Source organism: Nocardia yamanashiensis, from assembly GCF_021183565.1.
Lineage (GTDB): Bacteria > Actinomycetota > Actinomycetes > Mycobacteriales > Mycobacteriaceae > Nocardia > Nocardia yamanashiensis.
Genome location: NZ_CP089226.1, coordinates 3,759,412 through 3,782,096, shown reverse-complemented (window position 1 = coordinate 3,782,096; position 22,685 = coordinate 3,759,412). Strand labels below are relative to the sequence as shown.

23 protein-coding genes and 1 tRNA gene are annotated in these 22,685 nt (G+C 68.6%); 12 read left to right on the top strand and 12 right to left on the bottom strand.

The genetic code is table 11. The annotated features are described in order from the left end of the window. Positions 1 to 4 precede the first annotated feature (4 nt). Both LTV02_RS18245 and LTV02_RS18240 read left to right on the top strand, forming a co-directional pair. A tRNA-Ile gene (locus LTV02_RS18245) sits at positions 5 to 81 on the top strand. Positions 82 to 194: 113 nt separating this feature from the next. After that, entirely contained in the window at positions 195 to 842 is a 648-nt protein-coding gene (locus LTV02_RS18240) for a hypothetical protein (protein ID WP_233041122.1), read from the top strand. A gap of 45 nt (positions 843 to 887) precedes the next feature. Here LTV02_RS18240 and LTV02_RS18235 read toward each other — a convergent pair whose 3' ends face one another. Continuing rightward, positions 888 to 1,433, bottom strand: coding sequence for a carboxymuconolactone decarboxylase family protein (locus tag LTV02_RS18235; RefSeq protein ID WP_233041121.1), 546 nt, complete (start codon positions 1,431 to 1,433; stop codon positions 888 to 890). 340 nt (positions 1,434 to 1,773) lie between these two features. Between LTV02_RS18235 and LTV02_RS18230 the strand changes: the two genes are divergently transcribed. The 4 genes from LTV02_RS18230 (at position 1,774) to LTV02_RS18215 (ending at position 4,778) form a co-directional block, all read left to right on the top strand. Continuing rightward, on the top strand, positions 1,774 to 2,007 hold the full coding sequence (locus LTV02_RS18230) for a sigma factor-like helix-turn-helix DNA-binding protein (RefSeq protein ID WP_233041120.1): 234 nt from the start codon (positions 1,774 to 1,776) through the stop codon (positions 2,005 to 2,007). A gap of 26 nt (positions 2,008 to 2,033) precedes the next feature. Next, positions 2,034 to 2,480: a TolB family protein gene (locus tag LTV02_RS18225; RefSeq protein WP_233041119.1), complete on the top strand. Its 447-nt coding sequence runs from the start codon at positions 2,034 to 2,036 to the stop codon at positions 2,478 to 2,480. Between the two features lie 147 nt (positions 2,481 to 2,627). Continuing rightward, positions 2,628 to 4,031, top strand: a complete 1,404-nt coding sequence (locus tag LTV02_RS18220) for a family 1 glycosylhydrolase (protein WP_233041118.1) — start codon at positions 2,628 to 2,630, stop codon at positions 4,029 to 4,031. A 198-nt stretch (positions 4,032 to 4,229) separates the two neighbouring features. After that, positions 4,230 to 4,778, top strand: coding sequence for a hypothetical protein (locus LTV02_RS18215; RefSeq protein ID WP_067719624.1), 549 nt, complete (start codon positions 4,230 to 4,232; stop codon positions 4,776 to 4,778). 69 nt (positions 4,779 to 4,847) lie between these two features. Here LTV02_RS18215 and cynS read toward each other — a convergent pair whose 3' ends face one another. After that, positions 4,848 to 5,318 (bottom strand): cyanase, encoded by a 471-nt coding sequence (cynS, locus tag LTV02_RS18210; protein ID WP_233041117.1) that lies wholly within the window; start codon positions 5,316 to 5,318, stop codon positions 4,848 to 4,850. A gap of 20 nt (positions 5,319 to 5,338) precedes the next feature. After that, positions 5,339 to 5,926, bottom strand: coding sequence for a carbonic anhydrase (locus LTV02_RS18205; protein ID WP_233041116.1), 588 nt, complete (start codon positions 5,924 to 5,926; stop codon positions 5,339 to 5,341). 118 nt (positions 5,927 to 6,044) lie between these two features. Here LTV02_RS18205 and cynR point away from each other — a divergent pair, with 118 nt between their 5' ends. Continuing rightward, positions 6,045 to 6,950, top strand: coding sequence for a transcriptional regulator CynR (cynR, locus tag LTV02_RS18200; RefSeq protein ID WP_233041615.1), 906 nt, complete (start codon positions 6,045 to 6,047; stop codon positions 6,948 to 6,950). A 25-nt stretch (positions 6,951 to 6,975) separates the two neighbouring features. Here cynR and LTV02_RS18195 read toward each other — a convergent pair whose 3' ends face one another. Further along, positions 6,976 to 7,386 carry a PaaI family thioesterase gene (locus LTV02_RS18195; protein ID WP_233041115.1) on the bottom strand — a complete coding sequence of 137 codons (411 nt, stop codon included), beginning with the start codon at positions 7,384 to 7,386 and terminating at the stop codon, positions 6,976 to 6,978. 204 nt (positions 7,387 to 7,590) lie between these two features. On the opposite strand from LTV02_RS18195, the gene LTV02_RS18190 reads away from it, so the two are divergent. Then, positions 7,591 to 8,622, top strand: a complete 1,032-nt coding sequence (locus LTV02_RS18190) for an alpha/beta hydrolase (protein WP_233041114.1) — start codon at positions 7,591 to 7,593, stop codon at positions 8,620 to 8,622. Positions 8,623 to 8,922: 300 nt separating this feature from the next. On the opposite strand, the gene LTV02_RS18185 is transcribed toward LTV02_RS18190, so the two are convergent. From LTV02_RS18185 to LTV02_RS18175, 3 genes are all read right to left on the bottom strand, one after another. After that, the gene (locus tag LTV02_RS18185) at positions 8,923 to 10,527 is read right to left on the bottom strand and encodes a flavin-containing monooxygenase (RefSeq protein ID WP_233041113.1); all 1,605 of its coding nucleotides are present in this window, start codon (positions 10,525 to 10,527) and stop codon (positions 8,923 to 8,925) included. Between the two features lie 111 nt (positions 10,528 to 10,638). Further along, positions 10,639 to 10,980: an ArsR/SmtB family transcription factor gene (locus tag LTV02_RS18180; RefSeq protein WP_408639408.1), complete on the bottom strand. Its 342-nt coding sequence runs from the start codon at positions 10,978 to 10,980 to the stop codon at positions 10,639 to 10,641. Positions 10,981 to 11,010: 30 nt separating this feature from the next. After that, complete coding sequence (locus LTV02_RS18175; protein WP_233041111.1) at positions 11,011 to 12,408, bottom strand: MFS transporter; 1,398 nt, start codon at positions 12,406 to 12,408, stop codon at positions 11,011 to 11,013. A gap of 104 nt (positions 12,409 to 12,512) precedes the next feature. On the opposite strand from LTV02_RS18175, the gene LTV02_RS18170 reads away from it, so the two are divergent. Beyond that, a complete protein-coding gene (locus LTV02_RS18170; RefSeq protein WP_233041110.1) occupies positions 12,513 to 13,292 on the top strand; it encodes a hypothetical protein in 780 nt (259 codons plus the stop codon). Between the two features lie 75 nt (positions 13,293 to 13,367). Here LTV02_RS18170 and LTV02_RS18165 read toward each other — a convergent pair whose 3' ends face one another. Together LTV02_RS18165 and LTV02_RS18160 are read right to left on the bottom strand one after the other, a co-directional pair. Then, a complete protein-coding gene (locus tag LTV02_RS18165; RefSeq protein ID WP_233041109.1) occupies positions 13,368 to 14,150 on the bottom strand; it encodes an SDR family oxidoreductase in 783 nt (260 codons plus the stop codon). A 130-nt stretch (positions 14,151 to 14,280) separates the two neighbouring features. Then, positions 14,281 to 16,065 carry a TerD family protein gene (locus LTV02_RS18160; protein WP_233041108.1) on the bottom strand — a complete coding sequence of 595 codons (1,785 nt, stop codon included), beginning with the start codon at positions 16,063 to 16,065 and terminating at the stop codon, positions 14,281 to 14,283. Between the two features lie 152 nt (positions 16,066 to 16,217). Here LTV02_RS18160 and LTV02_RS18155 point away from each other — a divergent pair, with 152 nt between their 5' ends. Beyond that, positions 16,218 to 16,715: a hypothetical protein gene (locus tag LTV02_RS18155; protein ID WP_233041107.1), complete on the top strand. Its 498-nt coding sequence runs from the start codon at positions 16,218 to 16,220 to the stop codon at positions 16,713 to 16,715. 115 nt (positions 16,716 to 16,830) lie between these two features. On the opposite strand, the gene pabB is transcribed toward LTV02_RS18155, so the two are convergent. Next, the gene (pabB, locus tag LTV02_RS18150) at positions 16,831 to 18,948 is read right to left on the bottom strand and encodes an aminodeoxychorismate synthase (protein ID WP_233041614.1); all 2,118 of its coding nucleotides are present in this window, start codon (positions 18,946 to 18,948) and stop codon (positions 16,831 to 16,833) included. Between the two features lie 116 nt (positions 18,949 to 19,064). Between pabB and LTV02_RS18145 the strand changes: the two genes are divergently transcribed. Then, a complete protein-coding gene (locus LTV02_RS18145; RefSeq protein ID WP_233041106.1) occupies positions 19,065 to 20,129 on the top strand; it encodes a phosphotransferase family protein in 1,065 nt (354 codons plus the stop codon). Between the two features lie 236 nt (positions 20,130 to 20,365). Further along, positions 20,366 to 20,947, top strand: coding sequence for a DinB family protein (locus tag LTV02_RS18140; RefSeq protein ID WP_233041105.1), 582 nt, complete (start codon positions 20,366 to 20,368; stop codon positions 20,945 to 20,947). Positions 20,948 to 20,951: 4 nt separating this feature from the next. Here LTV02_RS18140 and LTV02_RS18135 read toward each other — a convergent pair whose 3' ends face one another. Together LTV02_RS18135 and LTV02_RS18130 are read right to left on the bottom strand one after the other, a co-directional pair. After that, on the bottom strand, positions 20,952 to 21,149 hold the full coding sequence (locus LTV02_RS18135; RefSeq protein WP_233041104.1) for a hypothetical protein: 198 nt from the start codon (positions 21,147 to 21,149) through the stop codon (positions 20,952 to 20,954). Between the two features lie 335 nt (positions 21,150 to 21,484). After that, the gene (locus tag LTV02_RS18130) at positions 21,485 to 22,675 is read right to left on the bottom strand and encodes a serine hydrolase domain-containing protein (RefSeq protein ID WP_233041103.1); all 1,191 of its coding nucleotides are present in this window, start codon (positions 22,673 to 22,675) and stop codon (positions 21,485 to 21,487) included. Positions 22,676 to 22,685 lie beyond the last annotated feature (10 nt).

Sequence of the window (22,685 nt, the reverse complement as noted above, 5' to 3'; positions counted from 1 at the left end):
GTCCGGGGCGGTAGCTCAGTCGGTTAGAGCCGTGGACTCATAATCCATTGGTCGCGGGTTCGAGCCCCGCCCGCCCCACCACACCCGTTGCCTCCGTTGCCGATTCGAGCCGGAGCGAGTGAAACGATCGTACGTAATATCGGTGGTGATTCCTGCCGGAGCAGTGACGGCGGGCTGTGGAGAAAAGGATTCTGATGACCACCGAGACCACCGGAGACAATCGTGCGGCGGAGACCCCGCAGGCGCCGATGACGAGGGCCGATCAGTTGCGTGCGGTGGGGACGCTGATCAAATCGGGTGGCTTGAAGCCGCTGGCGATCTATGTGTACGGCGAGCGCAAGAAGGCCGCCAAGAATTCCATGTACAAGTATCTGGGCAAGGGGGTCATGGCGGGGACGGCGGCGGTGCATCGCGCGCTGGTGCCCACGGTGCCCGCACCCGGCGCGGGGCCGCTGCGTGAGCGGCTGATCGAGCTGCTCGACCGCCAAGCCGAGGTCATCCATGCCGCACCGGTGCGCAAGGTGGCGCTGACCTGGCTCGCCGGTGGCACTCCGGTCGATCTGAGCGCGCAGTTGAGCAAGGCCGATATGTTCCGGCTGGCGTTGAACTACCACTACCGCCAGCCGTTCGAGGAATTGTTCGCGACCGAGGAGGGCCGGGCGGTGCTCGGTGCGGACAATGTGGCCGCGGTGGCCGCGCAATTGGTCGGGCCGATCGCCTACGGCCGGTTGGTGGGAGCCGCACGGACCACCCACGACGACCACGTCCGGATCGTGGACGAGTTCCTGGCCGCGCGCAGCCGCCCGGAGACCGAGGCGGCCGGCGACGCCCCGGAGTCCTGACCGAGCGGACAACTCGTGTGCGCCGCGCGCGGCACCGCACCCGTGTCAGTGTTCGTGGTGGCGCACCACCGGCCAGTCGATATCGGTGTCGACGGCCTTGTTCAGGTAGTTGGTGAATACGTTCAGCGCGACATTGGCGATGACCTCGGTGATCTCACCGTCGGTCAGACCCGCCTCCCGCGCGGACTTGATATCGGCTTCCTCGACGCCGCCGCGCGTGCGCACCACCGCCGTCGCGAACGCCAGCACCGCGGCTGCCTTCGGGTCGGCGGATGCGCCGTGGCGGCTGGCCTCGATCTCGCCGGCGTCGAGCTTGGCGATATTCGCGCCGATGTAGGAATGCGCGGAAAGGCAGTAGTCACAACCGTTTTCCTCGGCGACCAGCAGCGCGATCCGCTCCCGGACCGCCGCCGTGAGCGCACCGCCCGCGAGGGCGCCGGAGAAGCCCAGATAGGCCTCGAGCACGGCCGGGCTGTTGACCATGGCCTTGGTCATGTTCGGGGTGACGCCGAGCGCCTTCTGTACGCCGGCCAGCAGGTCGGAGGCCTTGCCGCTGGCGGTGTCGGGCTGAATCAAGGGCAGACGGGACATGACGGATCCTCTTCTCGTGGAGCGTGTTCCGCGATCGATCGTTCTAACCGATCATCAACACTTAGAAGGTTAGGCGACCGTCCGGCATTCCCGGATCGCAAAGATTTTTTCCCGGCCTTCGTGCCGCCGCTTCGAAACCTACGGCCACGGCGGGCGGTAACCGGCGGACAGAATCCGCCGTACAGGGGACCTCCAACGTCAAACCGTCCGGGTGGAAGCGGGGGACCGGCGGCGGTCTATCGATTCCCTAACCAACGGCTATCCGTTGATGAACAGACGCCTCCGAGGGTGGAAAGGGACCGCTTTCGAGGAAGTTCTCAGCTGATAGTTCAGGAGTGTCATGCCGAACCAGTCGATCGGCCGCCCATCGCCCGCGCTGTCCGAATGGTGCGCGAAGGACATCCGCGAGGCTTTGAGCCCTGTCCATCACACGGTGCTGTATGTCCGAATCGGGTTGGGCTGGACCGTGGAACGGACCGCCGACGCCATGGGGATAGCCCCGGAAGCCGTACGTCTCATGCAGCACCGCGCCCTGACCAGGCTTCGCGAGCGGCTGCATCCGGCCGATCGATAGTCGGGGCACTCGAATACCCTTGTGCGATGAGAAGATCGGGCGTCCTGGGCTTTGCCGTCGCGGTTCTCCTCGCCGGGCTGATCACCGGTTGCGATAAACCATCCGAGCGAGCGTCGTGGCCGGAGAAGATCGCGTTCGCCGACGACTGGCAGTCGATCTTCGTCATGAACCCCGACGGCGGCGGGGTGACCCGCATCGCGGAAGGGAACTATCCGAGCTTCGCACCCGACGGTTCACGAATCGTGGTCGCCGGCCGATCGATCGCAACTATGGATCCCGACGGCAGCGACGTCGTGACGCTCGACGACAAGGGCGGATACCAGCCCACGTTCTCCCCGGACGGCAAGCGCATCGCTTTCGTCCGCGGCGGCGTCATCTACCTGATGAACCCCGACGGCAGCGACCAGCACCGCCTCACCGACCCGAAACAGGTCGCCCAATCGGCCAGCTGGGGCGGCGGCACCCGCGCGTAGACCGTTGGCCGGCGGCCGAAGTCGTCGTGCGGCGGGGGGTGTGCAACGGGTAATCCGAATGGTGCACGTTTTGGACGAGTGACCAGTATGGTCGGGGGCGTTGCGCGTCGAGTCGGGGATGCGCTCTCGGTAGGAGGAAACGCCGGAATGAGACGTACACGGCTGCTCTGTTCGATCCTGTCGGCCATCGCGATTGCGTTGGCCGGCTCGGTGGTGGCGCAGGCCGCGCCGAGCGGTAGCGGGGCGGGGTCCAGCGGTAGCGGATCGGGTAGCGCCGGTTCGAGTAGCGGCAGTGGGACCGGGTCGTTCTCCGGTAGCGCCGGTGCGCCCGGCACCGTTCAGTCGCTCGGGGCCGGGTTCATGTGGGGCGTTTCCATGGCTGGTTTTCAATCGGAAGGCCATGCGCCGGACAGCAATTGGCGCCGGTACGCCGACTCCGGCCAGGCGCGCGACCGGTACGGGGAATCGGTGGACTTCTACAGCCGGTATGCCGAGGACATCGATTTGGCAGCCGGTCTCGGGGTGAAGGTGTACCGGCTCAGTATCGAATGGGCCCGGGTGCAGCCGCGCGCGGATACCTGGGACGAGAACGACTTCCGGTTCTACGACGCGGTGGTCCAGAAGATCCGGGCGGCGGGCATGCGGCCGATGCTGACCCTCGACCACTGGGTGTTCCCGGGCTGGGAGCTGGATCGCGGCGGGTGGAAGAGCAAGAACATGGTGTCGGATTGGCTGGCGAATATGCGCCGCGTGGTGGACCGGTACGCGCCGTACGACCCGCTGTGGGTGACCATCAACGAGCCGATGGGGTACGTCGCGCAATCGATCAAGATCGGTGACATCGGCGTGCTCGACGCCCTGACCATGTTCGATCGCCTGGTCGAGGCGCACACCGCCATCTACGACTACATCCACACCCGGCAGCCCGGCGCGCAGGTGACCAGCAATGTCGCGCAGTACCCGATCATCCAGGGCCTGACCGACATGCTGTTCGCGGACCGGGTGCGCGGCAAGCTCGACTACGTCGGCCTCGACTTCTATTACGGTGCGTCCCTGACGAACCTGCCGACCACCGCGCTGGTGGGCGACGAGCTGTGGAAGAACGCCATCGAACCCGAGGGCATGTACTACTACCTGCGCACCTACGCCGAGAAGTTCCCCGGCCTGCCGCTGTACGTGGTGGAGAACGGCATGCCCACCGACTCCGGCCTGCCCCGCGGCGACGGCTACGACCGCGGGGATCACCTGCGCGACACCGTCTACTGGATCCAGCGCGCCAAGGCCGACGGCATGAACGTGATCGGCTACAACTACTGGAGCCTCACCGACAACTACGAATGGGGAAGCTACGCACCGCGTTTCGGTCTCTACACCGTGGACGTGCAGACCGACCCCACCCTGACCCGCCGCCCCACCACCGCGGTCCCGGCCTTCCGCGCCATCACCGCCGCGAACGGCGTCCCCGCCGACTACCGCCCCACCCGCGACCCCGCCCTCTGCTCGATCATCACCCCGCTCTCGAGCTGCCTCCGACCGGTCTCGGTGCCGTAGTACGACGCGATATTGGAAATACGCGGTCTCACACCGGAGTACCGGGTGCACCGGGCGGTGGGGGCCCGAGATCGGAAAAATCGGCCCGCGCAGCTAATTCGGCATGGACAGCAACTACCGCGCAAGCGCATCATGATCTTAGATCCGGTGCCGTTCGTCGGGGGAACGTCAAAGGAAACCCGAACGGATGGAACGATCATGTTTGTCAAAAGATTGGTGGCGACGGCAGTGTTCGCCATCGCGGCCACCGGAATAACCATGGCGACGGCGCACGGCGAGGGCAGCCTCGCGGATGTCGATATCGGGGCGACGGCCGGGACGGTGGGATACACCACGACCCTGGCGGCCGACCATACGTATGCGGTCGTGAATCTCGACTCGGGGCGGTTCGCGCTGACCTCCGACGGGGTGCAGATGATCGCCGACGACGGGGCGGTGGTGGGGGTCATACCGACCACGTTGCGGGTCGAGACGGGTCAAAGTCTCGCTGTCGCACCGACTCTCAACAGTGAGACGCAATTGACGCTGACGCCGGTCGGCGGGCCGACACCCGCTGCCGCGGCTACCAGCACGCAGGATCTGCCGTTCATTCACAGTGTCGATGCCAATGGCGGGGCGATCCTCGCCGGCGCGGTGGTCGGCTGCCTGGTCGGGATCGTGATCGGGATCTGGTTCTTCCTGGTCGGCGCGATCGTCGGCTGCGCCATCGGGGCGGCCATCGGCGGATTCATCGGGGCGGTGGCCTAGCTGCCGCGCCCGGGACGGGTTCGGCCGCCACGTCGTTCTCCGGCCGAACCCGCTCGCGCGCAGCGGATTTCAGAAAGGCTTCGTCGGCAGGTACTTGCCGTCGAGGGTGATCACGGCGCGTTCGCCGCCCTCCGGATCGGCGACCTTGCGGACATCGAGCTTGAAATTGATGGCGCTGATGATGCCGTCGCCGAACTCCTCGTGCACCAGCGCTTTGAGGGTGGTGCCGTAGACCTGGAGCATTTCGTAGAAGCGGTAGATGGTGGGATCGGTGGGGATGCCGCCCGGGATGGAGCCGCGCGTCGGAATGGTCTGCAGCAGCAGCGCCGCATCGTCGTCGAGGCCGAGCAGCTCGGCCACCGCGCGGGCCGAGCGTTCGGGGAGCGCGTGCTGGCCGAGCACCGCGGCGGTCACGAAGGCGACCGAGAGCCCAGCGGCCTCGGCGATCTCCCGCCAGGTCAGATCCTTGCGGATCTTGGCGAGCACGGCGGTCTCGGCGAGGGCCTGGCGGGCGGTGGGGTCGAACTGGGCGTGCACCATGGGTGTTCCTTTCGGGAGGGTCAGCCGGCGAGCTGAACGATTGCGGGGGCGGCGAGTTCCTCGACGCGGCCGGAGCCGATATCGAAAACCCAGCCGTGCAGGGAAAGATCGCCCGCGGCGCGGCGGCGCGCCACGGCGGGATGGGTGGCCAGATTGGCCAGCTGGGTCCGTACATTGTGCCGGATCAGTTGCGCCACATCGCCGTTCGTGGCGGCAGCGCGGGCGGCATCGGCGTGCCGCAGCCAGCTCGCGACCAGCGGCGCGGCGGTCAGATCGCGGCCCTCGGCCAAGGCGGTCATGGCGCCGCACTGCGAATGCCCGCACACCACGATCCGGGCGACGCCGAGCACCGCCACCGCGTATTCGATGCTGGCCGCCACGCCGTCGGCATCGGGGCGGTAGGCGGGAACCAGATTGCCGGCGGTGCGGATGACGAACAGTTCGCCCGGTTCGCTGCTGGTGATCAGCTCCGGCACCACGCGGGCATCCGAGCAGCCGATGAACAGCGTGCCCGGGGTGTGGGCGGTGGTCAGCCGGGCGAACAGCTCCGATTTCTCCGGGAAGACCGAGTGCTGGAAATGCGCGATGCCGTCGAAAAGGTCATGCATGGCGTTCCTCCGGGAAGTCGTTCTCTCTGACGTCTTCCACCCTGCCGGAGCTGGAGCTATAGAGTCCAATACGCAGTTTTGATACTCATGATTGTTCTCATCTATAGTTGCCGGTGTGCTGCCGGAAATCCGTCACCTGCGCTATTTCGTCGCCGTGGCCGAGCACGGCAATTTCACCCGCGCCTCGGAGCGCCTGCACATTTCGCAGCCCACCCTCTCGCAGCAGATCCGGCAGCTGGAACGCACGGTCGGCGTCCAGCTCCTGGACCGCGCGGGCCGCACGGTCCGGCTCACCGACGCCGGTCGCGCCTACCTCGAACCCGCCCGTCGCGTACTGCGCGAACTGGAAGCGGGGGAGCGCGCGGTGCACGACGTCACCGACCTGTCGCGCGGGCAGTTGCGCTGGGGCGTCACGCCGACCCTCACCACCTATCTGGTGGGCGCGCTGACCGCCGAGCTCTACGACCGGCATCCGGGCATCGAGGCGACGGTGCGGGAGATGAGCCAGGATCACATCGAATCCGCCTTGCTGGCAGACGAATTGGATATCGGCATCGCCTTCGCGGCTCAGCATCCGCCCGGTCTGACCGCGCTGCCGCTGTTCTCGGAAACCCTGAGCCTGGTGGTCGGCGAGCCGGGACGGGACGGACCGGACCCGGTGCGGCCGATGCCGGTGGCGGCGCTGGAACGATTGCCCTTGGCGCTGCTGACCGGGGACTTCGCCACCCGCGTCCATATCGACGCCTATTTCGCGCGGGAAGCGGTGACGCCGCGAATCGCCGTGCAGGCCAATTCGATTCAAGCCCTGACCGAGATCGTGCGGCGGACCGCCCTGGCCACCGTGCTGCCGGATGCGATCACCCGCACCCGCTGCGATCTGGAACCCATCGCCCTGGATCCGCCGCTGCCGCCACGCTCGATCGTGCTGCTGGTGCGCGAGAACGGTTATCGCAGTGCCGCGGCCCGGGCGTTCATCGAACTGGCCGGAGAAGTAGCGGCGCGGCTGGACCCGCACCGCGACTGACAAGCTCTGTCGGAGACCTCTACGCCTAGAGCACCGCCTGCGTCTGCGTCACCTTCGCCACCAGTTTGCCCGCGTCATCGCGAATCTCGGTCTCCACCACGATGAAACTCCGGCCCGCGTGCAGCGGCCGCGCCGTCGCGGTGGCATGGCCCGAACGCAACGCGCGCACGAAATTGGTCTTGGACTCCACGGTGGTGGTGCCGAGCTTCCCCTCCGGCAGGTTCAGATAGGCGCACACCGCGGCGGTGGCATCGGCCAGCGACATGAGCGCGCCGCCGTGCATCGAACCGCCCAGCGTGCACCGGGATTCCTCCCAGGCCAACCGGCTGCGCACCAGGTCGGGACCGCATTCGAGGACCTCCACCCCCAGCCCCTCGGTGAACGGCATGGTGGCGAACAGTTGCGCCCCGGTGGGCGTCGCGGCGATCTCGGTCATGTAATCGACTCTGCCCGAACCCCGGCCGCCGGTCGATTACCTCCCGGGTAATGCCCCGGCCCACGCCACCGCCGCAGCCGCACCGCTGTCAAGCATGCTCTCTCAGGTCAGCCTCAGCGTCGAGCCAGCAAACGCTCAGAGCGGTTCGGCAGGGTGAACCGTTGACTATTGCTGAATGATTCAAACTGCCTAAGGAGATCCGGCGTGCGTTCGAAGAAGATCTGGGGCAGCGCGGTACTGGCGCTTACCGCTACCGTCCTGCTACCGATCGCGGCCGGCACCGCGTCGGCCGCGCCCGCACTGAATTCGGCGGGTACCTCGGCGGACGGTTCCTACCTGCAGTCCACCAAGACGATCGACGATCGCACCATGAAGCTGTACGTCTTCTCGGCCGCCATGAACAAGAACATCGAGATCGATGTGCAGCGCGCCGCAGACACTTCGCGGCCCACCCCGATCCTGTACCTGCTCAATGGCGCGGGCGGCGGCACCGATTCGGCCACCTGGCAGAAGCAGACCGACGCGCTGAAGTTCCTGTCGGACAAGAACGTCAATGTGGTGCAGCCGGTGGGCGGCGCGTGGAGCTACTACACCGATTGGCGCGCCGAGGATCCCACGCTCGGCGTGAACAAATGGAAGACCTTCCTCACCGAGGAACTGCCGCCGCTCATGGACAAGGCGCTGAACGGCAACGGGCTCAATGCCATTGCCGGTTTGTCGATGGCGGGCACCTCGGTGCTGCAGCTGCCGATCGCCGCACCCGGCCTGTACAAGTCGGTGGCGGCCTACAGCGGCTGCGCGCAGATCAGCGATCCGGTCGGCTACAACTTCGTGCGCACCGTGGTCGCGGCCGGTGGCGGCGACGTCGACAATATGTACGGCCCCGAGGGCGATCCCATGTGGGCCGAGAACGACCCGTACGTGCACGCCGACCAGCTGCGCGGCCTGAACCTGTTCATCTCCAGCGGTTCCGGCCTGCCGGGCCAGTGGGACACCCTCAACGGCCCGCACACCTTGCCCGGCGCGCCCGGCCTGGCCAATCAGATGGTGGTCGGCGGCGGCCTGGAAGCCGCCACCAACTACTGCACCCACAACCTCGCCGCCAAGCTCGGCCAGCTCGGCATCCCCGCCACCTTCGACTTCGAACCCACCGGCACCCACTCCTGGGGCTACTGGGAAGACGACCTGAAGAAGTCCTGGCCGGTACTGGCGGCCGGCCTGGGCCTACCCGCCTGATCCAGGCGGGTACGGAACGGCCCGGGCCGGCGGGGTTGCCGACCCGGGCCGTTACTCCTGAGCGGCCGCACCGCCCGCCGGAACTGCGGCGGCCCGGGGCGGCTACTGCCGAGCCCGGGCTGGAACACTAGCCCGGGCTGGCCCGCTAGCCCGGGCTGGAACGGGAGCCCCGGCTGGAACGGGAGCCCCGGCTGGAACGCCAGCCCTGGCCGGAACGCCAGCCACGGCTGGAACGGGAGCCCCCCGGCCCAAGGGGTTTCAGGGGCAACGCCCCTGAGAGCCCACGAGAGTTGTGAACACCTACGCGAGTTCGAAACTCGGGTAACCGTTCTCGCGCTCCTCGTCGCAGAAGCGCCGGTAGTTGCCGAATCCGCCGATGTAGGGCATGAATACGCGCTTCTTGCCCTCGACGTTCGCGCCCATGTACCAGGAGTTCGCCTTGACGAACAGCGTGCCCTCGGCGACCTCCATGAGGTGATCGGTCCACTTCTCCGCCGCGTCCGCCCGCGCCGCCACCTGGCGAATCCCATTGGCGCGGCAGTGCTGTACGAGCGCGAGCACCCAATCGAGCTGCTGCTCGGAATGCAACGCCATGTTCGCCATCACCGACGGGGTCCCGACGCTGTTGATGCTGAACATGTTCGGGAAGCCGGGAATGCCGAAGCCCAGGTAGGTGACCGGCCCGTCGGCCCAGGTGTCGGCCAGCCGGGTGTCGTGCGCGCCCCGGATGTCGATGCGCAGCAGCGCCCCCGTCATGGCGTCGAATCCCGTTGCGTAGACCAGGGTGTCGAGCTCGATGAACTTGTCCGCGGTGCGCACCCCGGTCGGCGTCACCTCGACGATGGGCTCCCGGCGCAGGTTCACCAGCGACACATTGGGCCGGTTGAACATCTCGTAGTACCCGGAATCGGTGCAGATGCGCTTGGTGCCGATGGGGTGATCGGTCGGAATCAGATCGTCCGCGACCGCCTGGTCCTCGACCTTGGCGCGAATCTTGGCGACCGCGAAGTCCCGCACCAGCTCATTGGCGGTGATATCGCTGTTCTGATCCGGGAACACCTTGTTGAACAGCACCCCGCCCTGATTCCAGCGGTCCTCCATGGCCGCCTCGCGCTCCGCGGCGCTCAACTCCAGGGCCTTGGTCTGCAGGGAGGCGTGCGGGGTAGCGGCCGGCGCGTAGTAGGACTTCTCGCGCCGCTGCCGGTAGGTGGCGCGGATCTCGCCCTGCTCGGCATCGGTCCACGGCCGGTTCGGGATCGGCACGCTGAAGTTGGGGGAGCGCTGGAACACGGTGAGCGACAACGCTTCCCGGGCCAGAATCGGAGATACCTGGATGCCGGAGGATCCGGTGCCGATCACGCCGACCCGCTTACCGGCCACCGACACCCCCGCTTCGGGCCACCGCGCGGTGAAGATCTCCTCGCCCGCGAAGCTGTCCACGCCCGGCAGATTCGGCTTGATCGGCGCGGACAGGCAGCCGGTGGCGAAAACCACGAAGCGGGAACGGTATTCGCCGCCCTGCTCGGTGCGCAGCGTCCAGATCGACGCGGCATCGTCGAAATGCGCCGCGGTGACGGTCTGCCCGAAGCGGTAGCGCGCCCGCAGGTCGAACCGGTCGGCCACATGGTTCAGGTAGGCCAGGATCTCCGGCTGCGCGGCGAACCGCTCGGTCCAGGTCCAGCTCTGCTGCAGGTCCTCGTCGAACGAGTACGAGTAGTCGACGCTCTCCACATCGCAGCGCGCCCCCGGGTACTTGTTCCAGTACCAGGTGCCGCCCACCTCCGTGCCCGCCTCCAGGCCGAGCACGTCCAGGCCGGCGCGCGCCGCGTGATGGACGCCGTAGAGCCCGGCGAAACCGGCACCAATGATGATCACATCGTGGGGACTGTCCTGCCCGGTGCTCATGCGTGACCTCTCAACATTCGTCTAGCGATATTTCGAATAGGCATATCGTCAAGGCGCATGCGTGAGGTCGCGAGAGTTGGTCCCACTGACCAGGAGGGGTGATCGGCAGCTCTAGCCGTGCCGCGGTTCGCCGGTGACGACGTGGTCCGCGTGATTGAGGCCCTCGCGAACGAGGCGCGCGAGATGCCCGTCGCGAATGCTGTAGATGATGCGCCGCCCGTCCCGCCGGGTATCGACCAAGCCGGTGAAGCGCAGTTTGGCCAGGTGCTGGCTGACCGCGGTGCGGGAGGCCCCGCAGGCTTCGGTGAGCGCGCTCACGTCGGCTTCGCCCTCGGTGAGCATCCAGAGAATGTGCAGGCGGGTGGGATCGGACAGCATGCGGAAAGTTTCGGTGGCCGCGTCCAGCCGGGCCTGATCCGGCTGCGCGGGATGGGTGAGGCTGGGCGCGTGCAACGCCTCGGCATTGCCCTTGCTCACCATGGGTCACCTTCCTGCCGCTACCACCTCGGGGTCCGCCGGGACGGAGGCTCCGGTGGCCGGCCACCAGTGAGCGGCCGTCGTACCCGCCAGTGTAGCGATGACCGCCAGCGTGATCGCGGTGATCGGCAGCCCCGCCGCCGCGCCGAGCATCCCGGCGATCGGGTAGGTGACCAGGAAACACGCGTGCGACAGCGAGAACTGGGCGGTGAAAACGGCAGTGCGCGTACGGGTGCCGGTGTGCGCCCGCAGTAATCGCGCGGCCGGGGTGTTGACGGTGGAGGTGCCCGCGCCCAGCAGCATCCAGGTCACCGCCAGCGCCACCGCGCCCGCCGTCGAAGGCAGCGACGGGATCACTGCGGCCGCCAGTAGGCCGAAAGGCAATGCGAGGCAACCTGACAGCATGAGGCGGCGGTCCGTCCACGACCGCGCCGCGAACCGGGGCGATGGCATCGATCCAGCCCGGTCGTCACCCGCAGTCCGCGCACCCGGCGCACGTAGCACCACGGACCGGACAGTGTTCGGCATGGCGAGCGGAGCGCGCGCAGGCGGTATATGGGCTCGTGGGGAGGTCGATACGGCGAGCAGGTGTGGCGCCGCGAGCGCGACGGCCATCGACCCCAGTCCGTAACAGGCGAGCGCCAGCGCCACACCCGTGTTGGAGCCGCCGAGCCGCTCGCGCACATACACCACGGTGTTCACGATCACCAGCGAAGTCGCCGCAGCCACAACGAGATTCATGGCGAGCAGGCCGCGCAATGTGGGTCGCGCGGCCATCGATCGCGCCCCGAGGGTGATGCGGTGCCACAGCGGTTCGGTGCGCTCTGAGGCTTCGACCCGTGGTAGCCGGGTGGTGACGACCAGTGCGGCCGAGACCATGAAACCCATTGCGGTACCGGCGAACAGCGCGTGATAGCTGATGACGCTGAGCAGGGCCGCCGCCAGGACGGGGCTGAGCAGTGACTCGAGGTCGTAGGCCAGCCGGGACAGCGACAGCCCGCGCGTGTACTGCTCCTCGTCCACCAGGATCGCCGGAATGATCGACTGGAAGGCCGGGGTGAACGTGGCCGACGCCGACTGCAATACCGCGATCAGCAGATAGATCTGCCAGGTCGCGCCGACGAACGGCAGCAGCAGCGCGATTCCGGCGCGCACCGCGTCCGCCGACACCAGCAGCACCCGGCGCGGCACCCGCTCGGTCAATGCCGAAATCACCGGCGCCACAGCCACATACGCCACCATCTTGATGGCGAGCGCGGTGCCCAGCACCACGCCCGCATCGGCCCCGGCGAGGTCGTAGGCCAGCAGTCCCAGGGCCACGGTGAGCAGGCCGGTGCCGATCAGGGCGACCACCTGGGCGGTGAACAGCCGCCGGAAGCGGCGCCGGCGCAAGACGTCGATCACGCCACCACTATAGGACAACATGTGCGCAGGTATGCACATGATGGCCGGTACCCGCGTATCGGATGTTTCGGGCAGGTCGCCGTCGCGCTGCTATCTTCGCCGGTATGGGGAGGAACCTCGCGGTCCGCGGTGCGGCCGTACTAGCGGCACTGGCCGTTTCGGCCTGCGCCCGGCACGGCAGCGCGGCGCCCACCGAAATCGGTGAGACCGTCGCGCCGCCCGGGACCGCCACCCCGACCACCGCGCCGCCCGGCGGCGCGCCCGCCTCGGAACTGCCCGAATGCGGTACGCCCGGCGCCGCGGAACCGCCGCCCTCGTGCGTGCTGACCTCCCGCGACAGCCTCGGCCTGGCCTTCGAGGTGCGGTACACGGGCAGCAAGGAACAGGGCTATTCGGCGACCATCACGGTGCTGGATTCCGAGGGCGCACACCTGCAGACCATCGTGGAGCGCGATGCGCGGTCACCGTCGCAGCCCATCCTGCGCGATCTGGACGGCGACAATCGCGACGAGCTGATCGTGCCGGTGTACCTGGCCACCGCCAATACCCGGTCGGCCATCTATCACGCCTCCGGTGACGCGCGGGTCTTCCAGCGCGCCGGGGAGGTCGCCGGGGTCGGCATCGACCGCTCGGAATCGGGGTATCTGACAGTCTGGGGCCGCGGCAGCGCCAGCACCTACTACGTGGACTTCCTGACCTTCGCCGGCGACACCCTGCACCCCGTCGTCCAAGCCATGGTCACGCTGTCCAGCTCGGGCGGTCACGTCACCGGATCCCGGTGCGACGTCACCGATTCCGGCGGGCTGAGCGGTTCCGGGCTCACCCTGGAGCAGGCGCGCGAACACTTCTGCGCCGAACCCTCGGTCCTGAGTCTGATGCGCTGACCACCGGAATCCGGGGGATTCTCGGGGTGATTCCGGATACCTGTGCGCGCCCGGCCGGGCCAAGCTGGATACAGGTCAGCTGCCCGGCCGGACATACCGCCGCCGCAGCCACTCCGGGTAGTCGAACGACACTGCCTCGCCATCGTCGCCGAGGCACAGCGCAGCGTCGCGCAACTGTCGGGCCACCCGGCCGATCGGTGGAATCGGCAGCGCCAGCAGCGATTCGCCGACCACCGCGCGGCGGGCCCGCGCCAGCTCGGTGAGGGTGTGCACGGCCGGGCCGCCCACATCGGGCACCCGGCCGGACGGGCCCGCCTCGACGGCGGCGGCCAGCTTGCCCGCGACCGCGTTCACGTCGACCGGCTGGAAGCGCAGTCCGCCACGGGGTTCCAGCCGCGCCTTGGCCGCGGCCGCCAGGATCTCGTCCAGCAGTTCGTGGAATTGGGTGGCGCGCAACAGGGTCCACGGAATCGGGCCCTGCGTGACCACGTTCTCCTGCGCAGTCTTGGTGCGGTAATAGGAGAAAGGCACCCGCTCGCAGCCCACGATGGAGATGTCCACATGATGGCCGACGCGGGCGCGCTGCTCGGCCGCCAGCAGGGTGCGGACCCCCGAAACCAGTACCTTTCCGCTGCGCAGGCCGCGATGGCCGGCGGCGTTCACCACGGCGTAGACGCCTTCCAGGGCTTCGTCGAGCCCGTTACCCGTGACCAGATCCACCGCGTGATGGGTGGTTCCGGCGACCGGATCGACGGGCGCGCTGCGGGAGAGCACGCGCACGGTGTGCCCGCGCGCCGTCAGTTCGCGCACCACCGGCCTGCCCAGTGTTCCCGTTCCGCCCACTACCGCCACCTGCATGCCGAGCCCCTTTCCCGATGCGCTTTTCTGGACGGTAGAACCGCATTCATTGATGCTCAACATGATTCATCGCATGCTGTGTCATCGGCTACGCAGGTGACCGCGCGTCCCCGATTCCTGCTAGCGCGCCTCAGATACGCGCCCCCTTCACGCGATTGCAGGCGCGGCAGAGGATCTGCAGGTTCGCGGCGCTGGTGGCCCCGCCCCGGCTGATCGGGATGATGTGGTCGAATTCCAGGTAGTGGCTCTCGCCGCACTCCACGCATTTGCCGCCGTCGCGCTGCCAGACCTGGGCCTTGATCTCCTGGGAGATGGAGCGGGTGTCGCGGCGGCCCGGGCTCAGGGCGAGCCGTTTGGCGACCCGCAGCGCGCCTTCCAAGGTGGCGGCGACGTGGTCGGGGTCGGCCACTTCGAAGACGGCCCCGCCGCGCGCGGAAGTGGCCGCGATCGCCACCTTGCCGCCCTCGGAGACCACCGAAACCACACGCGCCCAAGGCATTTCGGTGCCGGTGTCGGCGCCGGTGAAGCGCAGTTTCTTATTGCTGCAGATCAGGCGGCCCTCGGTGAGCTTGGGGCCGCGCGCCAGCTGGCGGATGTGGATGGCGGGCACGTTCAGGTGCACCTGCTCGCCCGGATCCAGATGCAGGCCGGGGGTGGGCAGCACCGGGAGTTCGCCCGCGCGCAGGCGAGTCAGCATGCGCCCGCGCGACATTCGCCGGCGCAGATCCTCGATCAGCGGGCCGGTGAGCGCCAGTTCCGCGACCGTCTCCTCGAAGCCGTCCAGTTCCGCCTGCTCGATCGCGCCGTCCGCGAACGCGAAGGCCACGCGGCGCTCGACATGGTCGTGCCCGGCCGCCCGCAGCGCCTCCAACCCGGCGGTGCGGTCGATGCGCTGATACCGCAGGGCGGTCCAGAGTCCGGCCCAATCGTCCCCGCGCACACCGACGGTCCGCAGTACGCGTTCGGCGCGGCCGCGCCAGCCCGCCAGATACGTCTCGATTTCCGTCGCGCAGTCCCGGCACAGCGCGGGCCCGCCGAACAGCCGCCAGCGCCGGGGCGCACCGCACCGCGGGCAATGCCGGGCATCGGCCGGTGGCGCGGGCCGGGTCGCTTGGGTCCATTCCGTACCGTTCCACCAGCGCAACCGTTGCGGCTGATCCGGATCGGCGTGCCAATCCGCGAATTCGGGCCGGGCGGGCGGCGCGGGGCGGGCGAGGGCGCCGTGCCCCGGTCGCTCCAGTGTGAATCCGCCGCGCCGGCGGGGCGTGCCGGAATCCCCGCCCCGGGCAGGGTCTTCCGCACCGGAGCCGGTCCCGGCGGGCGGCGGCGGTGCGGCGGTGTCCGATCGATCAGCCGATCCCGGCGCGTCGCCGCCCCGTGTGGCGGTTCCCGGCCCGGCGGGGCCCGGACCCGGATCGTCCACCCGGACGCCGAATTCCGTCACTATTCCGGCCAGCCCACTCGCCCAGCCCTGCCCGACCGCCCGGAACCGCCACTCTCCGTCCCGCCGGTAGAACTCCCCGAACAGCATGGCCCGCACCGCTTCCGCGGCGGCGATCTCGAACCACGCCACCGGCCGGTGATGATCGAACACCGTCAGCACCAGCCCCGCCACCTTGCCGAACGCGCCCGCGTCCACCGACCCGGTCAGCGCGATCCGCGCCACCTCCGCCTCGGTGCGCGGCAGTGACACCGACAGCCGCGCGGTCCCGGGCGCGGGCTCCGGATCCAGGGTCACCGCCTGCGAAACGTGCCGGGGCGCATTGAAGAACACGAAGTCCCGATCCGACCGGACTCTCCCGTCCGCGCCCAGCAGCAAGGCGTGCGCATCCACCTCGTGATCGGACTGCCACGAAAGGACAACCGTCAGAAGCGATGTCGGAACCGGCGCATGGCCACCCTTGGTGAGTTTCATTGTGCTCGACCTATACCACGCACCTCCGACAACCAGCATTCCGCGAGCATCCGAGCCCGTCGGAAGACTGAGCCGAAGCGGTGTCACGAATCGATATGGGTCCGAGTCGGTGCGGAAGTTGCATACTGGCCGGTCTGCGGCACAGTGGAAGCATGACCAACCCGAAGGGGCCGAGCCGCAAACCCGAGCCGGCGCGCGGGAAACCGCAGCCGCCCCGCGTGCCCAGCCCGAGCGATATCCTCGCCGCCGCGCAGGCCGCCGTCGAAGCCGCCCAGAACGCCGCCGGTCAGGCCCTGGACTCCGCCCAGTTCACGGCGAGCACCGCCTTCGACACCGCCGTCCGGCTGCCGCCCGCCTCCATCCAGCTGGCGGCGCAGCTCCCCGACCTCATCCAGAACCTCACCACCGCCGTGGAGCGGCTCAACTCCACCATCGACCGCCTCGATCGCACCCTCGCCCTGGCCGAGCCCGCCTTCGTCGCCTACGACAAGGTGCTCACCCGCCTGGAGGCCGTCACCGCCCTCGGCGAGGAAGTCTTCGCCCGCCTCGACAAACTCCCCGGCGTTTCACTCCTGGGCCGCTTCACCTCCCGCGACCAGCCCGCCCCGGAAACCCCCGCCACGAGCTCCCGCCGCGACCGCCGCAAGTAGCGTCGCCGGCGCCGGCACGGCCGCCGGGGCGGACAAGCGTGGCCACCCCACTCGCCGGCAGGGCGGGCGATCACCGCGAAAGTGAACCCGGAGCGCCCAGGGGAGCGGATACCGGTCAGGGGGAGGGGAGGGGCGCGACCCCGACGCCGGGCAGGGCGCGCAAGGCGGCGGCGGCCTTCCAGACCATCTCGTGGTATTCCTCCGAGGGGTCGGAGTCGAGCACGACCGCACCGCCCGCGCCCACCCGCCAGCGCCCGTCGTGGCGGACCGCCGTGCGGATGACGATGTTCAGGTCCGCGGTGCCGCCCAGGCCGAGGAAACCGATGGCGCCGGAATAGATTCCGCGCGCTTCGGTCTCCAGCTCGTCGATGATCTCCATGGTGCGCAGCTTGGGCGCGCCCGTCATGGAACCGCCGGGGAAGCAGGCGCGCAGGCAGTCGATGACGTCCAGTTCCGGGCGGAGGGTGCCGCGGACGGTCGAAACCAGTTGGTGCAGTGTCGTATACGTCTCCACCGCCATGAGCTTCGGGACGTGCACGGAGCCGATCTCGCAGACCCGGCCGAGATCGTTGCGGAGCAGGTCCACGATCATCAGGTTCTCGGCGCGGGTCTTGGGGTTGCGCGCGAGCTCCGCGGCCAGGCGTTCGTCCTCGTCCGGGGTCTGCCCGCGCGGCGCGGTGCCCTTGATGGGTTTGCTCTCCACCGTCCGCGAACGATCCAGTTTGAGAAACCGCTCCGGCGACGAGCACGCCACTTCCGTCTCGCCGAAGCGCAGAAATGCCGCGTACGGTGCGGGATTGCAGCGGCGCAGGGTGCGGTAGACGCTGAGCCCGTCGGTGTCGGCGGGCAGATACGCGCTGTCGGTAATGCAGATTTCGTAGGATTCGCCCGCGTGCAACTGGGCCCGGCAGGCCGCCACATCCGCCAGATAGCGTTCCCGGCCGCGGGTCAGCAGCGGCGCGACCGCGCTCTCCTCGGCCCGCAGATATAGGTCCGGCGGGTTCTCCCAGGTCCGCAGCGCGTCTACGGCCGCCCGCGTGCTGTCGAGCCAATCCCGGGCGGCGGCAAGGGAATCCGCGTCCGGTCCGGCCAGCGCCAGCAGATGGGTGCGGCCCGCCTCGTGATCCACCACGACGAGCCGATCGGCGAACACCCACTGCGCGTCCGGGGTAGCGGCGCGATGCGCGGCCGCCGCCCCGCAGTCCGCCTTCATCTCGTACCCGAGGTAGCCGACGTACCCGCCGGCGAAATCGAAAGGCACATCCGGGAATTCGATGCGCCGCCGGGACAGCTCGCCGGATAGGTAGTCCAGCACGGTGCCCGGCACCGCCCGCTCCCCGGCGGCGGAGGTGACCGATACCTGCCCGTCGCCGACCCGGTAGCGCACCACCTCGGCCAGCGGCCCGGACGCATCACCCAGGAACGAGAATCGATCCAGCCCCGGCTCCACATGCTCGCTGTCCAGCCAGAACGCCGTCGGCGAGGACCGGTACAACCGCAGGAACACGGCCTCGGCATCGACGGCGCGTTCGATCACGGCCCGCTCGACGCGGTATTCGATCGCCGAGTTCGCGCCGAGGACGATCCGCTCCCGCGAAACCGGTTGGGACAGTGCCTTGTTCGCCGCGCGATCCACTCCGATGCGCCGCTGATGATCCGCTGTCAGACGCGCGAAATTGCGCAGCAGCAGCGAACCGTATTCGCTGGCAATGGATTCCGGATGGAACTGCACCCCCCACTGCGGCCGCGTCCGATGCCGCACCCCCATGATCACCCCGTCCGGGGCGGTGGCCGTCGCTTCCAGGCCGTCCGGCAAAGGCATTGCCGCGCACAGCGAGTGATACCGCACCGCCGGGAAATCCTGCGGGACCCCCTCGAAAAGCTCCCGCCCGTCGTGCGTGATCCGATCCGGATACCCGTGCCGCGCCCGCGGCGCCGGCACCACCGCGCCCCCGGCCGCGATCACGATCCCCTGATGCCCCAGGCACACGCCCAGCAACGGCAGCTCCGCCGCCGCGATCACCGCCGCCGAGATCCCGAAGTCCCGCACCACATCCGGCCGCCCCGGCCCCGGCGAGATCACCACATTGTCGAATTCCGCCAGCCCCAGCGCGCCCGGGTCGCGTACCTCGTCATTGCGCACGACCACGGGTTCGACCCCGTTCACCTCACTGATCAGCTGATACAGGTTGTAGGTGAACGAGTCGTAGTTGTCGATCAGCAGGGTGCGCATTTCCTCCCGCACATTACGCCAACCCGTCCCGGACACCGCGCTCCGACCTGCGTGAACGAGGCCACCGCCACTACTGCTGGCATATGCCTTCAGTTCGCTGGGTGGTCTACGGCACAATGTGTGGCATGTCTGTAGCGCAGCCGGTCGAAGTGGATCGTGACGTCGTCGATTTCGCCATCGTCGGCAAATGGATGGAAGAGCAGGGCTTGCCCGGCGGCGAGTTCGAGAACGTCAAACCGCTCGGCGGTGGCACGCAGAACATCATGCTGCGCTTCACCCGCGGCGGCCGCGACTATGTGCTGCGGCGCGGGCCCAAGCATCTGCGCGCGGCCAGCAACACCGTGATCAGCCGCGAATCGCGCATTCTCGGCGCCCTGGACGGCACCGGCATTCGCGCGCCCAAGGTCATCGCGGCCTGCCCGGACGAGTCGGTGCTGGGCGCGTCGTTCTATCTCATGGAGCCCATCACCGGCTTCAACCCGCAGAACGAACTGCCCGAACTGCACGCCGGCGATCCGGAGGTGCGGCGGCGGATGGGCCTGTCGGCGGTGGAAGCCATCGCGCGGCTCGGCTCGCTCGATCACGAGGCGCTGGGCCTGGCCGATTACGGCAAGCCGGCCGGGTTCCTGGAACGCCAGGTGCCGCGCTGGCTCAAGGAACTCGAGTCCTACCGCGTCAACGAGGGCTACCCCGGGCCGGAGATCCCGGGCGTCGAGCGGGTGGGGGAATGGCTGGATCGCCATCGCCCCGCCGACTGGAAACCCGGCATCCTGCACGGTGATTGCCATCTCGCGAACATGATGTTCTCCTTCGACGGCCCCGAAGTGGTGGCCATGGTCGACTGGGAGATGTCCACCATCGGCGATCCGCTGCTGGACCTCGGCTGGCAGATCGCCACCCGGCCCGAACCCGGCACCACCGGCGCGGCGCTGGTCGGTTCACTCGGCGCGGTCGGCGGCCTGCCCACGCCCGCGGAGATGATCGAGCACTACGGCCGGTTCTCCGACCGCGATCTGAGCAATGTCACCTGGTACACGGTGCTGGCCTGTTTCAAGCTCGGCATCGTGCTGGAGGGGACGCACGCCCGCGCGTTCGCGGGCAAGGCGCCCAAGCAGGTCGGTGACTTCCTGCACGCCATCACGCTCGAATTGTTCGAGAAGGCGCATCAACTCATGCAGTGATCGTCCGCAGCACGCCGCGTGCGACGGCGGCGCTCAGCGAACGCAGTCGTCGGCGGAAAGCCGTGTGCGTGTTCACCGGAGTGTCCTTTCGTAGGGAAATCTTGCGGCTGCGACGGTAGTCAACGCGGGCCGGGTGCGAAACCGATTTATCGCATCCGGCAAACGTGTCGCGATCTTGGTGATCGTTGGCAGTATATGGGTGGAAGTTAATCTTCTGCCACTCTACGGTGGGTGGCATGCCGATCGTCGCCGATACCAAAGACTGGACCTGGGTGCTGGAACGCACCTGCGCCGAATGCGGATTCGACCCCGAGGCGACCGTGTACGCGACGGTGCCGGGGCTGATCCGCGACAGCGCCGCCCGGCTGGGCGCGGCGCTGAAAGGCCCGGAAGCCGCTGTCCGGCCCGACGATTCGACCTGGTCGGATCTGGAGTACGCCGCCCACGTGCGGGACGTGTGCCGGATCTTCACCCATCGCCTCGACATCGCCCGGACCGCATCCCCGCGGCCCGGCCCGGAGCTCGGCGGGTACGACACCACGGTCACGGTGACCGCCTCCGGGGTGCCCATGTTCGCCAACTGGGATCAGGACGTCACCGCGGTGGCCGAGAACTATGCGGCGCAGCGGGCCGATGAGGTCGCCGTGCAGCTGGCCGAGGCGGCCGAAATCGCCGCGGCCGCATTCGAATCCGTGCCGGAAACCGAATACGACCGGGCGGCGCTGCGCAGCAATGGTTCGGCGTTCACCATCGATTCCATGGCGCGGTATTTCGCGCACGACCTGGTGCACCACGTGCACGATGTCGAGCGCGGCTAGCCGGTCACCAGGAGTTCAGCGCGTAGCTGTCGCGGGACAGGCGGAAGCCGTGGGTTCCGGCGGTGCAGATCATTCCCATATCGGCGTGAATTCCGCATTCGACGGCGCCCACCAGGACGATCTCGCCGTACCCGAGCGTCGGAATACCCGTGTTGAACACGGTGTCACCGTGGCAGACGAACTCCGCGCCGTCCGCGTTCAAGCGAATGGCCTTGCCCCAGGCCGTTTGCAGTCGGCCGGCTTGGCGGGTGCCGTGAAGGTCGTCTCGAGGGCATCGCAACGCACTTCTGTTCCGGTGCCGCCGACGTAGCAGGCGATATTGCCTGACGGTGAGACGAAGTTCTGGTAGTCGCGAGCGACGCCGTCGGCTGACGCCGTTCCGGCCGGCCCGATCATCCCGATCGCCGTCAAGCCGATGGCCAGAACTGCCCTGAGTACGCGCATGGCATGCCCTTTCCGTGAAACGGCCCCCCGCGGGCCGAGCGCGCCCAGCCTGACGCGCCCCGCCTGCGAGGGGCTTGGCATCCACTTGCGGCCCTAGCGGCAGCGCAGCAGCGCCTCCCGGAGATTGCGGGAACGCACATCGTCGAGCACGGCCATGCCGAGCCGATTCATGTTGTAGCCGAAGCCCAGACCCGTTGCCGGATCGGCGAATCCGAACGAGCCGCCGTAGCCGGTGGTGCCGTAGGCGCGCTTGTCGGCGCCGAACCGGAAACTGCCGCGCGATTTGCGGAAGCCCAGGTGGTAGCGGCTCGGGGTGAGCAGGACCAGGTCCTCGGCGGGGACGTCGTCGGCGGTGTCGGCGGCGGCCAAGCGCTGCAACAGTTCTCGATCGATCGGCAATTCGCCGGTGTCGCCGGCCGCCGCGCCGTACACCCGGGCCAGCGAGCGCGCGGTGCCGACGCCGCCGGCCGCCGGGCTCTCCACCGAAAGGAACTCCCGGCGGGTGGCGCGGGCGGGCGCGCCGACCTGCGGGCTGTTCAGCGCGCGGAAGGACAGGCCCTGCTTGGTGTAGAGCTGAATGCCGATGCGCAGCGGGAGATCTCGCTCGTAGCGCAGCACGTCCAGGCCCGCGGTGGCCGAGAGGGTGGCCACGCGATCGAGCGGAATCGCTTCCGGCAGGCCGATATAGAAGTCGAGGCCGAGCGGCGCGGCGAAGTCCTCGGCGAACACCCGGCCCAGGGTGCGATGCGCCGGATCGACCCGGCGGATCAGCTCGCCCTGGTACAGGCCCGCCGTGATCGGGTGATAGCCGTGCCGGGTTCCCGGCCGCCACAGCGGCTTCTGCTCGGCGAGGATTCCGGCCAGCCGATCCAGATCCGCCATATCGGTCAGCCGCACCGGCCGGTCCAGCGCCGCCAGGCCGGCCTGATGATCCAGCAGCTGCCGGACGGTGATGGCCTCCTTGCCGTGCACCGCGAACTCCGGCCAGTACTTCGCCACCGGTGCTTCGTAGTCCAGCAGCCCCCGCGAGACCGCCGAGGCGAACACGAACGCCGTCATGCCCTTGGTGGACGACCAGACCGGCGCCATGGTGTCGCGCTCCCACGCCACCTTGCGCTTACGGTCGCGGTGACCCGCCCACAGGTCCACCACGGGCCGGTTCCCGTCGAACACGGCCACCGCCGCGCCGATCTCGCCGTGCCGTTCGAAATTCCGCCGGAAAGCATCGGCCACCGGCCCGAATCCGGATTCCACGTCGCCGTGGATCGTGACATGCGCATTCATGATCCACCGA

Excerpts from the sequence above, each read along its gene's own strand:
- LTV02_RS18225 (WP_233041119.1), top strand. The coding sequence starts at position 2,034 with ATGAGAAGATCGGGCGTCCTGGGCTTTGCCGTCGCGGTTCTCCTCGCC.
- pabB (WP_233041614.1), bottom strand. The coding sequence starts at position 18,948 with ATGCGCACCCTGCTGATCGACAACTACGACTCGTTCACCTACAACCTG.
- LTV02_RS18185 (WP_233041113.1), bottom strand. The coding sequence starts at position 10,527 with ATGAGCACCGGGCAGGACAGTCCCCACGATGTGATCATCATTGGTGCC.
- LTV02_RS18165 (WP_233041109.1), bottom strand. The coding sequence starts at position 14,150 with ATGCAGGTGGCGGTAGTGGGCGGAACGGGAACACTGGGCAGGCCGGTG.
- LTV02_RS18130 (WP_233041103.1), bottom strand. The coding sequence starts at position 22,675 with ATGAATGCGCATGTCACGATCCACGGCGACGTGGAATCCGGATTCGGG.
- LTV02_RS18235 (WP_233041121.1), bottom strand. The coding sequence starts at position 1,433 with ATGTCCCGTCTGCCCTTGATTCAGCCCGACACCGCCAGCGGCAAGGCC.
- LTV02_RS18195 (WP_233041115.1), bottom strand. The coding sequence starts at position 7,386 with ATGACCGAGATCGCCGCGACGCCCACCGGGGCGCAACTGTTCGCCACC.
- LTV02_RS18170 (WP_233041110.1), top strand. The coding sequence starts at position 12,513 with ATGGGGAGGAACCTCGCGGTCCGCGGTGCGGCCGTACTAGCGGCACTG.
- LTV02_RS18215 (WP_067719624.1), top strand. The coding sequence starts at position 4,230 with ATGTTTGTCAAAAGATTGGTGGCGACGGCAGTGTTCGCCATCGCGGCC.
- LTV02_RS18160 (WP_233041108.1), bottom strand. The coding sequence starts at position 16,065 with ATGAAACTCACCAAGGGTGGCCATGCGCCGGTTCCGACATCGCTTCTG.
- LTV02_RS18155 (WP_233041107.1), top strand. The coding sequence starts at position 16,218 with ATGACCAACCCGAAGGGGCCGAGCCGCAAACCCGAGCCGGCGCGCGGG.
- LTV02_RS18230 (WP_233041120.1), top strand. The coding sequence starts at position 1,774 with ATGCCGAACCAGTCGATCGGCCGCCCATCGCCCGCGCTGTCCGAATGG.
- LTV02_RS18205 (WP_233041116.1), bottom strand. The coding sequence starts at position 5,926 with ATGCATGACCTTTTCGACGGCATCGCGCATTTCCAGCACTCGGTCTTC.
- LTV02_RS18145 (WP_233041106.1), top strand. The coding sequence starts at position 19,065 with ATGTGTGGCATGTCTGTAGCGCAGCCGGTCGAAGTGGATCGTGACGTC.
- cynS (WP_233041117.1), bottom strand. The coding sequence starts at position 5,318 with ATGGTGCACGCCCAGTTCGACCCCACCGCCCGCCAGGCCCTCGCCGAG.
- LTV02_RS18220 (WP_233041118.1), top strand. The coding sequence starts at position 2,628 with ATGAGACGTACACGGCTGCTCTGTTCGATCCTGTCGGCCATCGCGATT.
- LTV02_RS18240 (WP_233041122.1), top strand. The coding sequence starts at position 195 with ATGACCACCGAGACCACCGGAGACAATCGTGCGGCGGAGACCCCGCAG.
- LTV02_RS18140 (WP_233041105.1), top strand. The coding sequence starts at position 20,366 with ATGCCGATCGTCGCCGATACCAAAGACTGGACCTGGGTGCTGGAACGC.